This window comes from Mesorhizobium sp. M7A.F.Ca.ET.027.03.2.1, from assembly GCF_003999175.1.
In the GTDB taxonomy this organism is placed as follows: Bacteria; Pseudomonadota; Alphaproteobacteria; order Rhizobiales; family Rhizobiaceae; genus Mesorhizobium.
Map to the genome: position 1 here is coordinate 1 of NZ_RZOM01000127.1, position 9,004 is coordinate 9,004.

16 protein-coding genes are annotated in these 9,004 nt (G+C 63.2%); 9 read left to right on the forward strand and 7 right to left on the reverse strand.

Going from position 1 to position 9,004, the window contains the following annotated elements; translation table 11 throughout:
• Window positions 1–554 (reverse strand): NIPSNAP family protein (locus EN750_RS08310; RefSeq protein WP_145967490.1); only part of this gene is annotated, 554 nt, incomplete at its 3' end.
• A 96-nt stretch (window positions 555–650) separates the two neighbouring features.
• Between EN750_RS08310 and EN750_RS08315 the strand changes: the two genes are divergently transcribed.
• Window positions 651–1,325: a TetR/AcrR family transcriptional regulator gene (locus tag EN750_RS08315; protein ID WP_127396145.1), complete on the forward strand. Its 675-nt coding sequence runs from the start codon at window positions 651–653 to the stop codon at window positions 1,323–1,325.
• 64 nt (window positions 1,326–1,389) lie between these two features.
• Here EN750_RS08315 and EN750_RS40540 read toward each other — a convergent pair whose 3' ends face one another.
• Together EN750_RS40540 and EN750_RS40545 are read right to left on the reverse strand one after the other, a co-directional pair.
• Entirely contained in the window at window positions 1,390–1,650 is a 261-nt protein-coding gene (locus EN750_RS40540; RefSeq protein ID WP_245482651.1) for a hypothetical protein, read from the reverse strand.
• Window positions 1,651–1,685: 35 nt separating this feature from the next.
• Window positions 1,686–1,961, reverse strand: a complete 276-nt coding sequence (locus tag EN750_RS40545) for a hypothetical protein (RefSeq protein ID WP_245482652.1) — start codon at window positions 1,959–1,961, stop codon at window positions 1,686–1,688.
• A 131-nt stretch (window positions 1,962–2,092) separates the two neighbouring features.
• Here EN750_RS40545 and EN750_RS08325 point away from each other — a divergent pair, with 131 nt between their 5' ends.
• Window positions 2,093–3,223 (forward strand): metallophosphoesterase, encoded by a 1,131-nt coding sequence (locus EN750_RS08325; protein ID WP_189367629.1) that lies wholly within the window; start codon window positions 2,093–2,095, stop codon window positions 3,221–3,223.
• 58 nt (window positions 3,224–3,281) lie between these two features.
• On the opposite strand, the gene EN750_RS08330 is transcribed toward EN750_RS08325, so the two are convergent.
• Window positions 3,282–3,461, reverse strand: a complete 180-nt coding sequence (locus EN750_RS08330) for a CsbD family protein (protein ID WP_027037831.1) — start codon at window positions 3,459–3,461, stop codon at window positions 3,282–3,284.
• Between the two features lie 199 nt (window positions 3,462–3,660).
• On the opposite strand from EN750_RS08330, the gene EN750_RS08335 reads away from it, so the two are divergent.
• From EN750_RS08335 to EN750_RS08365, 7 genes are all read left to right on the forward strand, one after another.
• Window positions 3,661–4,314 carry a glutathione S-transferase family protein gene (locus tag EN750_RS08335; protein ID WP_189367627.1) on the forward strand — a complete coding sequence of 218 codons (654 nt, stop codon included), beginning with the start codon at window positions 3,661–3,663 and terminating at the stop codon, window positions 4,312–4,314.
• 425 nt (window positions 4,315–4,739) lie between these two features.
• On the forward strand, window positions 4,740–4,949 hold the full coding sequence (locus tag EN750_RS08340) for a cold-shock protein (RefSeq protein ID WP_010915421.1): 210 nt from the start codon (window positions 4,740–4,742) through the stop codon (window positions 4,947–4,949).
• Between the two features lie 365 nt (window positions 4,950–5,314).
• A complete protein-coding gene (locus EN750_RS08345; protein ID WP_013532399.1) occupies window positions 5,315–5,542 on the forward strand; it encodes a hypothetical protein in 228 nt (75 codons plus the stop codon).
• On the forward strand, window positions 5,542–5,949 hold the full coding sequence (locus EN750_RS08350) for a hypothetical protein (RefSeq protein WP_013532398.1): 408 nt from the start codon (window positions 5,542–5,544) through the stop codon (window positions 5,947–5,949). The genes EN750_RS08345 and EN750_RS08350 overlap by 1 nt, the downstream gene beginning before the upstream one ends.
• A gap of 1 nt (window position 5,950) precedes the next feature.
• Window positions 5,951–6,118, forward strand: coding sequence for a hypothetical protein (locus EN750_RS08355; protein ID WP_127319514.1), 168 nt, complete (start codon window positions 5,951–5,953; stop codon window positions 6,116–6,118).
• A gap of 55 nt (window positions 6,119–6,173) precedes the next feature.
• Window positions 6,174–6,494, forward strand: a complete 321-nt coding sequence (locus EN750_RS08360; RefSeq protein WP_164874009.1) for a YkgJ family cysteine cluster protein — start codon at window positions 6,174–6,176, stop codon at window positions 6,492–6,494.
• An 81-nt stretch (window positions 6,495–6,575) separates the two neighbouring features.
• Entirely contained in the window at window positions 6,576–7,187 is a 612-nt protein-coding gene (locus tag EN750_RS08365) for a LysE family translocator (RefSeq protein WP_127270585.1), read from the forward strand.
• Between the two features lie 87 nt (window positions 7,188–7,274).
• Here EN750_RS08365 and EN750_RS08370 read toward each other — a convergent pair whose 3' ends face one another.
• The 3 genes from EN750_RS08370 to EN750_RS08380 all read right to left on the reverse strand — a co-directional run.
• Window positions 7,275–7,661, reverse strand: coding sequence for a nuclear transport factor 2 family protein (locus EN750_RS08370; protein WP_127396149.1), 387 nt, complete (start codon window positions 7,659–7,661; stop codon window positions 7,275–7,277).
• 16 nt (window positions 7,662–7,677) lie between these two features.
• Window positions 7,678–8,124 (reverse strand): OsmC family protein, encoded by a 447-nt coding sequence (locus tag EN750_RS08375; protein WP_127270581.1) that lies wholly within the window; start codon window positions 8,122–8,124, stop codon window positions 7,678–7,680.
• Between the two features lie 33 nt (window positions 8,125–8,157).
• Window positions 8,158–9,004 (reverse strand): NAD(P)-dependent alcohol dehydrogenase (locus tag EN750_RS08380; protein WP_145967492.1); only part of this gene is annotated, 847 nt, incomplete at its 5' end.

Sequence of the window (9,004 nt, forward strand, 5' to 3'; positions counted from 1 at the left end):
GTAACGAAGGCGGCGAGCAGGCGTGCGTCGGCCGTCATCAGGCACGCCGTCTCAGTCTCGAAGCGAGTGGCGAAATCTGCCTCCGTGCCGGGCTGCAAATGATGAATCTCGATGACAACGATGCCGGTCAGCGGTTTGTTTCGAATGGGCTTTTCGTCATCGGCCAGGCTTGGCCGCTGCTTGCCCGCGAGGTCGAAGCCGGCGGCGGGCCACGCCGGCTTCAGCAGCAGCACATCGTCGGAATCGATCATCGTTGCGTTGGCCGCATGGCTGTGCGCCGCCCAGACCGGCCCGCCATAAAAAGCGGCGAGAGCATTTTTCCGCGCATCCATGCCGTCGAAGCCGCGCATCCAGACGAACATGTCAGGCTGATCGAGGTCCCGGAACTGGCCGATGATGGTCATGCCGGCGTCCTCCTGGCCCTCGATCAGCCTTCCGTCGAAGATGCCGATGAGCGTGTCGCGCCGACCAGGCTTCAGCGTGTATCGCCGAAGCTCGACGACAGGCGAAGCGAGCGCCGAGGGTTTCGTCGCAACGTTCTGGGGCAGGTTCATCCGACATTCTCCAAAACAGGGTGATCGTCCTGTTTTGTAAAAAAGACCGGTTGTCCTGTTTTGCCAACATGCTAAAGTTCGGCAATGTCAGCAGAGATGACCGTCCAGCCAAAACCGCGCCCGGGAAAACGCACCAACGACCCTGAAGGCATGCGCAAGAAAGTGCTCGATGTCGCCGAGGGCGCGTTCCAGGCGCGCGGCTATCATGCCTCCAGCATCGGCGATCTGATGGCGGCGGCTGATGTCAGCGGCGGCGCGCTGCATCACCACTTCCCGACCAAGAAGGCGCTGGCGCTGGCTGTGATCGACGAGCGTGTGGCGGCAGCGGTCGAAGAGACATGGATCGCGCCGGTGCTGGCGGCGGCATCGGCGCGCGAGGGCGTGCGCGCCGTGTTCGAGGCCGTGGCGGCGGAACTGGAGCAGCAGGGTTTCGTGCGCGGCTGCCCGCTCAACAATCTGGCGCACGAACTGTCGCTTGCCGATCCCGATTTTCGCACTGCCCTTGCCGGGATTTTTGCCGGGTGGCGGCGCGCGATTGCCGACAAGCTGCGTGCCGACCAGCAGGCGGGCAAGGACGAGGGCACGGACCCCGAACGCTTCGCCGCGCTGACGGTCGCCGCCTATTCCGGGGCGATGTCGATGGCCAAGACGGCGCAGGATGCCGGTGTGCTGCGGGATTGCCTGGCGGGGCTGGAGCGCAGCGCGCCGTCGCCGGGCGGCTTGGTTGCCAGGCGACGCAACAGGATACTGCCACGGCCGAGAACCCCTTGAATTTGCGTCGCTGCGTTCTTCAGGCGATGCAGGGCGAGGTGGGGAACGCCGGGCTCGGGTTCAGCTACTCGGCCAGCGGCTTGATCGTCTCGTAGCCGTTGACGGATTCCGAACTGGTGCCTTCATCGTAGCGCCGCGCGAGCGCGGCTTGCAGATCGGGCGCATAAAGGGCGGTGAATGAATCCAGCGTCTCGCCGCCGCCGTTCTTGAAGGTCTCCTTGACCGCCAGGACATTGTATTTGCAGTCGCCCAGACTGAATGTCTCCTTGCCCTTGACGATCAGGCTCAGCGTCTTGGTGCCCTTCGGCGGCTTGTTCGGCGACAACTCGACGAACTCTATCGTGGCCTTTGCCCCCGCCTTCAGCGGGAACAGCTTTCGCAGATCGGAAACGGGATCATGGCCTGGCGGCCGGTGTCGCTGTCGCGAAACACCTCGATCAGGCCGGCGAACAAATATTGGGTTTGCGGCGATTGCGATTCGTAGGTGTTGATAACCGACATCATCCCGCCGGCCACGGGCCGAAATTCGCTGTGGATGCCGGGTCTCGCCAGAACGAAACCCTTCCTGGCGGACTTGGCATCGACGCAACCGGCGGCATGCGCGGTGCTCGCGCACAGCATCGCGGCCAGGATCATGCAGATAGGTGCGGCTTTCATTTTTCGTTCTGCTCCGCTTGCGCACGCGAGACATGCCAGACCCGTGGCGTCATGTCGATGATGGCGCAGAGGCGCTGGACGACCGGCTGCTGTCCATGCTGAATCAGCAGATGATGAATCGCCGTTCGACTGGATCGCTTTCTCGACGCAACTTCATGGCGCAGGCTGCGGGATTTGCCGCGGCCGGCGCCTTGCCGCGGCCGGCCTTCGGCCAGACCGGACAACGCGTCCAGTCGATCGACGCCACCTTCCTGTTCATCGCCGATGTCCATGCCTGCCGCATGGCGAGCGGCTTGAGTCCCAACTGCCTGCAGGAAGGCAAGACCGACGCCGCGCTGCTGCGCAACGTGGCGGTGCTGAATGCGCTTGGCAACAAGGACTGGCCGGCCGAGATCAATGGCGTCGCCACCGGCCTGCGTTCCGCCGGCAAGATAGGCACGCCGCTCGGCCTCGTCGTCGGCGGCGACGTCACCGACGATGGCGGCGGCCAGATCACGCAGCCGAGCGAGGGCACCCAACTGCTCCAGTTCAGCCAGCGCTACAGCCAGGGCGTCGGCCCGGATCGCGTGCACATGCCGGTCTATGTCGGGCTCGGCAACCATGATCTCGACCAGAACGGGCCGCCGCACCATGTCGACTGGTACCGGCGCGAACTGCGCGACTATGTCGAGGTCAACCATCGCGCCGGCGTGTTCTTCAAGCCGCCGGTGCCGGCCACCGACTATGATGTCGACACCGACTGCTACTCCTGGGACTGGGGCGGCCTGCATCTGATCCAGACGCATCGGTTCGCCGGCGATACCGGCCACAGCGCCGAGAGCAGCCTGCCATGGCTGAAGCAGGACCTGGCGACCTATGCGGCGGACGGCCGTCCGGTCGTCCTGTTCCAGCATTATGGCTGGGACACTTTTTCGGTGGAACGCTGGGATGCCGCCAAGAGCCACTTCGATGATGACGGCACCGGTGCGCCGCATTGGTGGAGCGAGGCCGACCGGCAAGCGTTGCTGGCGGCGCTGAAGGGCTACAATGTCGTCGGCATTTTCCACGGCCACCAGCACGAAACGCCGCTGATCTATCGCAGGGACGGGATCGACCTGTTCAAGCCGAAGGCTGCCTATATGGGCGGTTTCGCGCTGGCCAGGGTGACCAGCGACGGCATGGACGTGGTGCTGGGCGAGGCGACCGGCGATCATGGCGAGGTTGCCTTCACCAATGCTTTCAGCAAGGGCTGGAGCACATGAAAAAAGGCGGCCTTCGCGGCCGCCTTTCCCTCGATAAAGCGCGTTTCTCGATGTCGGATCAGAGCGCCTTCTTGACCTTGTCCTTGACGTCGCCATAGGCCTTCTGCACCTTGCCGGCGATCCTGTCGCCCGTGCCTTCGGCCTGGGTCTGCCTGTTGCCGGTTGCCTTGCCCGCGGCTTCCTTGACCGAGCCCTTGACCTGCTTGGCCACGCCCGCAACCTGATCCTTGTTCACCATTTTTGCGCATCTCCTGGGATTTTTGAATTCAGGGGAATTCATTTGCGGGTAGCTAACGAGCCGGCGTCGGTTAGGTTCCAGGCGTCGCCCGGACGGCAGATCAGGTCGCGCGGCCGCCGCCTTGGGCCAAGGCTGGTGGGCTAGGCTGTGAACACACGTCGACCATGGATATTGGATGGCCGAGCGTGCGGGGAGAAAAATGGCAGAGTTTACGCTCTATATCGGCAACAAGTGTTGCTCCTCATGGTCGCTGCGGCCATGGCTGGCGATGAGGCATCTGGAGATCCCGTTCGAGGAAGGTTTCGTGCGGCTGCGCACGCCTGAAACCTTTGACAATCTGGCGAAAGTGTCGCCGACAGGTCAGGTGCCGGTGCTGAATCACAATGGCAAGATCGTCTGGGAAACCCTTGCCATCCTTGAATATCTTGCCGACCTGTTTCCCGAAAAAAAGCTCTGGCCGGCCGATATCGACGCCCGTGCGCTGGCGCGTTCGGCCGCGACCGAGATGCATTCCGGCTTTCGCGAGGTTCGCTATGGCTGGCCGATGAATTTGCGTCGGCCCAAGGCCCACAAGCCGCTCGACGCCGAGGGCGAGGCGCAACGCGCCCGCATCGAGGCGCTGTGGCGCCAGTGCCGGGAAAAATACGGCAAGGGCGGCCCGTTCCTGTTCGGCCACTTCACCGCGGCCGATGCCATGTATGCGCCTGTCGTCACCCGTTTCGACACCTATGGCGGCACGCTGGCGCCGGATACACGCGCCTATGTCGACGCCGTGCTGGCAACGCCGGCGATGCGCCACTGGTATGCCGAGGCGGCCAGGGAGACGTGGCCGGAACCCGGTCCGGACGAATAGGATCCAAACGAAAACGCCCCTCGCACCTTTTATCGTGCGGGGGGCGTCTTTGCCATCAACTGTTATTCGATTGCTCTCATGAACTGCTGATGACACCGAATAAATGCGCGTCTGCGCAGATGGTTCCTGGATGCCGGAAAACTTTTCTCAAGTTGGCGCAAGCGCGCTGTTTGGCGTCCGATCTGCCGTCATGCCAGGTGTTTTGGCCAGGTGGTTTGGGAGAATTCCGCAGCTGTGGCTTTATGCAAATTTGACAGCGCGCCAAAAGAAGCCTATAAGCAAATCGTCGATATTTGTTTGACTGACTTTTGTTATCCGCGCTTTCGAGCGCGCCTTTGACGAACTTCCCACATCAAAAATCGGGACAAACGACGTTGTGCATCCGCATGGCGTCGAACGAATATTTGCCATGGAAAGGGTTCGTCATGAGCACCGGCACAGTTAAATGGTTCAACGCCACCAAAGGTTTTGGTTTTATTCAGCCTGACGACGGCTCGGCCGACGTTTTTGTCCACATCTCGGCCGTAGAGCGCGCCGGCATGCGCGACATCGTCGAGGGCCAGAAGCTCGGTTACGAGATGGTCCGCGACAACAAGTCGGGCAAGATGTCCGCCGACCAGTTGAAGGCGGCCTGAAAAAAGAATTCAGCTCTCCCGGTGACCACGGATGTACTGGCACCGGTGAGTGGCGAATTCGGGCGCATGGCCGCGGAGACCTGAGTTTCCACGGCATATCATGCGCATGAGAAGGGCGTTTCGTGCATCCCCGGTGCATCCTTTTTGGATGTCATCTGGTTGCGCGGCGCCTTTACGGAAGGTCAGGCGGTGCCTGGCCTTTTTCATTTTGCGGGCCTCGCCGCCGAAAGTGCGCTGCGCGCCGGCCTGGACGTGCTAAGGGACGCTCCAGCAATTTGAATTCGCCGCGCGTATTGCTTTGTGCGTGATCCTGACCGAAGACCCGGTCTCGCTCCATCGGCACAGGCTCCTGACAGGAGAAAGATTTGACCACCAGTTCAAAGACAACCGTCGATCAGGCCGTGTCCCTGTTCAGCAAGACGCAAACCCAGTCGATGTCGCTCAACCGCATCAACTCCGAGCGCGACGCCGTCAGCGAGGCACGTGAAGCCAAGACCGCGCGTCTGCGCGAATTGCGGCTGGAGAAGGAAGCCGACGAGATGGCCGCCGCCGCCGCGCTAGCCGCTTTGCCGAAGCGGGCCGGAAGACGCTGATGGCCACCAAACGCGTACCGCCAACACCGATCGCCGCCGACGCAACAATTGCCGATATGGTCGAAGGCCTCGACAAGCCGGTCGAATTCGTCAGGCGTGTGCTGGAAAAGCTCGAACGCTGCAAGCGTGCCCACGGTGATGCCCAGGTGCGCGTCGGCGTGCGTGGCCGCGCCGAATGTCCGAACTACCTGATCGAATATGTCCGCGAAGACGCCAAGACCCATGAGCGGGTGACTTATCAGGACGCGGCCTACAGCGGCAGCACGCATCGCGAGTTGGCGGCCCATCACATCGAGGCGGTGAAAAACTGGTCGCCCGAGGAAATGAACATCACGGCCGTTTCGGCGCTGATCGGCCGCCTGCGCAATCCGCGCGCCCCATCATCGCGCTTCGCCGACGAGGACTGACATGGCCATAAAATTCTCCTCCAAGGATCAGACGGCAGCCTCGGGTGCTGCGGCAAAACCGGCCAAGCCGGTTGCCGCGCCGAAAGCCGGCGACGCCACCGAGGCCGCGACCGATCTGTTCAAGTCGCCGGCGGATTCGCCGAAGGGCAAGACGGCTAAGAAGAAATAGCGCCTTGCCGCAAGACGCCGATCAAAACCCCGCCGCGCCGGGGCTGTCCGCCCTGGTGGCCGCCGCAAGCGTTTTGTCGTCGCAACACGGCACTTTCGATTGCCAAAGCTGCGGTGCCTGCTGCTCCTATTCGGCCGAGTGGCCGCGCTTTTCCACCGAGGATGACGCACAGCTCGACCGTATCCCGGAAAAATATGTCGCATCTGACCTGTCAGGCATGCGCTGCGAGGGCGTGCGCTGCTCGGCGCTGTCCGGCGAGATCGGCAAGTCGACCGCTTGCGGCATCTACGACGTCCGGCCGGACGTCTGTCGCGCCTGCATGCCCGGCGACGAGGAGTGCCTGATGGCACGCCAGGCGCTCGGGTTACCGGTGTAGCCAATCTCCAATCGCCTCCGCTTGTGCGCCGACCCGCAGCCCGATACCTTCCTGGTTGGGTAGGGTGCCGGAGGAACCATCGTGAGCATCGAATTTCTGTTGACGTCCCTGATTGTCGTGGCTTCGCCCGGCACCGGCGTTCTCTACACGCTGAGCGCCGGCCTCTCGCGCGGTGCGCGAGCCAGCGTCATCGCCGCCTTCGGCTGCACGCTCGGCATCATCCCGCACATGGCCGCTGCCATCACTGGCCTGGCGGCGCTGCTGCACACCAGTGCGCTCGCCTTCGAGACGCTGAAATATCTCGGCGTCGCCTACCTGCTGTACATGGCCTGGAACACACTCAAGGAAAATGGTGGCCTCAGCGTCGACCAGGATGTGACGCCGCGTTCGGCCGGCAAGGTGATTGCCACCGGCATCCTCGTCAACGTGCTCAATCCGAAACTTTCGATCTTCTTCTTCGCCTTCCTGCCGCAATTCGTCAGCACCACGGAGCCCAACGCGCTGTCGAAGATGCTGGAGCTGAGTTCCGTCTTCATGCTTTTGACCTTCGTGGTTTTCGTCGGCTACGGCATCTTCGCCGCCTCGATCCGCAGCCACGTCGTCTCGCGGCCAATGGTGTTGACCTGGATGCGCCGGACCTTCGCCGGCGCCTTCGTCATGCTCGGCGCGAAGCTGGCGCTGGCGGATCGGTAGAGCCACGGCAAGCGGCTCAGTCTTGCTGATCCGCTCGCCTTGTTGCGCTGTTCCGGGCGATGCCCTTTGGGAAATTGCTCGGGCGCGCTACCCCTTCACATAGCCCATCGCTTCGACGATCCGCCCGTCGGCCACGCGCATGAGGTTGACGCCGCGCAGCGAATTGCCGTCGGCCATGAAATAGCGCCAGCGGATCGTTGCCCGGTCGCCGGCAACGAAGGTTTCCTCGACATCGAAGCGCGTGCCGGCCTGAGTCGCGATCGCCGTCCAAAGCCCGACACACGCCGCTTGACCGGCAAAACGAGCGCCGTCCGGCGCCGGCACGGTGTTCTCGATCACGCAATCCTCAGCCACCAGTTCGGCGAGTGCCGAGGGATCATGGCGTTGGAATACGTCGTTGTAGCGCCGCATGATCTCGGCCGTCTGCTGGGACAGATCGTACGCGGTTGCGTCCATGACAAGCTCCTGTGTCATCTTCTTCCTCCTGGCTTCATTGGCCTTTGGTGGCTTCAACGAGCGTTGCCTTGAGGGTGATCTGAGACACGCCGGCAAGGGCCCGCGAGACGAGGCAGCCCGCCTTGGCGGACTGTGCAAGGCGCTCGAATTCATCTGCGGCGAGTCCTGCGGCCTCCACCTCGGTTTCGAGTTCGATCCGGGTGATCGTCGGCCCGGCCGCGGTCGCGCCGAGATGCACCTTGGCGATCGTGTGGATATTGCGGGCAACATGGCCGGCGCCGCCCAGTATGGCGCTCAGCGCCATCGAGAAGCAGCCTGCATGCGCTGCGGCGATCAGCTCTTCCGGGTTGGTGCCCGGACCGTTCTCGAAGCGCGACGGGAAGGAATAGGCGCCTTCGAAGACGCCGCTGCCGAGCCGCAGCCGGCCCGCCCCTTCCTTCAGCGTGCCTTGCCATTTGGCCGAGGCTTCACGAATTGTCATTGTCGTTCTCCCTTGGTTTGAGGACTTGATGGGTCAGGCGCCGTCGATGATCACCTTCCCGAAGACGTCGCCCTGCTGGAAATAGCGGTAGGCATCGCCGGCCTCGGTGAAGGCGAAGACCTTGTCGATGACGGGCCGCAGGCGATGCTGCGAGACGGCGCGCAGCATGGCTTCGAGATTGGTCCGGTTGCCGACGAACAGGCGGCTGATGGTGGCGAGGCTGCGCTGGTAGAGTGCCGCCGGCAGCTGGATCGATCCGCCTTTCGCATCCTGCGGCGTCAAGAGCACGATGTGCCCGTATAGCGTGCTGGCGATCAGCGACTGGGCGAAGGTCGCCGGGCCACCGGTCTCGACGATGAGATCGATGCCCCCGGTCTGGTCGCGGACGGTCGCACCCCATTGCGGCATATCCGATGTCGAAACCACCAGGTCGGCGCCCAGCGCCCGCAGCCTGTCGGCTTTCTCACCGCGCGAGGTGACGGCGGCGACATGGCAGCCGAGCAGCTTGGCGAACTGCAGTGCAAAGAGCGAGACGCCGCCCGAGCCGATGACCAGAACCCATTGGCCGGGCTTCGGAATTCCGGCGCCCGTCACCGCATTCCAGCCGGTCAGGCCGGCACAGGTCAGCGTTGCCGCCTCATGCCAGTCGAGATGATCGGGCAAGCGCACCGCCCATTGTTCGTCGAGAACGGCGTATTCGGTCAGCATGCCATCCAGCGTGCAGCCGAGCTGATCGATGAGTCCGGCATGGATGCGGCCGTCGATCCATCGGGCGAAATAGCTGCCGGTCACGCGGTCGCCGACAGCAAAGCGGGTGACGGTATCGCCGATGGCGACAATGTCACCGGCCCCGTCGCTCAGCGGAACGACGCCTTGGCGC

Excerpts from the sequence above, each read along its gene's own strand:
- EN750_RS08315 (WP_127396145.1), top strand. The coding sequence starts at position 651 with ATGACCGTCCAGCCAAAACCGCGCCCGGGAAAACGCACCAACGACCCT.
- EN750_RS40545 (WP_245482652.1), bottom strand. The coding sequence starts at position 1,961 with ATGATCCTGGCCGCGATGCTGTGCGCGAGCACCGCGCATGCCGCCGGT.
- EN750_RS08325 (WP_189367629.1), top strand. The coding sequence starts at position 2,093 with ATGATGAATCGCCGTTCGACTGGATCGCTTTCTCGACGCAACTTCATG.
- EN750_RS08330 (WP_027037831.1), bottom strand. The coding sequence starts at position 3,461 with ATGGTGAACAAGGATCAGGTTGCGGGCGTGGCCAAGCAGGTCAAGGGC.
- EN750_RS08335 (WP_189367627.1), top strand. The coding sequence starts at position 3,661 with ATGGCAGAGTTTACGCTCTATATCGGCAACAAGTGTTGCTCCTCATGG.
- EN750_RS08340 (WP_010915421.1), top strand. The coding sequence starts at position 4,740 with ATGAGCACCGGCACAGTTAAATGGTTCAACGCCACCAAAGGTTTTGGT.
- EN750_RS08350 (WP_013532398.1), top strand. The coding sequence starts at position 5,542 with ATGGCCACCAAACGCGTACCGCCAACACCGATCGCCGCCGACGCAACA.
- EN750_RS08355 (WP_127319514.1), top strand. The coding sequence starts at position 5,951 with ATGGCCATAAAATTCTCCTCCAAGGATCAGACGGCAGCCTCGGGTGCT.
- EN750_RS08370 (WP_127396149.1), bottom strand. The coding sequence starts at position 7,661 with ATGACACAGGAGCTTGTCATGGACGCAACCGCGTACGATCTGTCCCAG.
- EN750_RS08375 (WP_127270581.1), bottom strand. The coding sequence starts at position 8,124 with ATGACAATTCGTGAAGCCTCGGCCAAATGGCAAGGCACGCTGAAGGAA.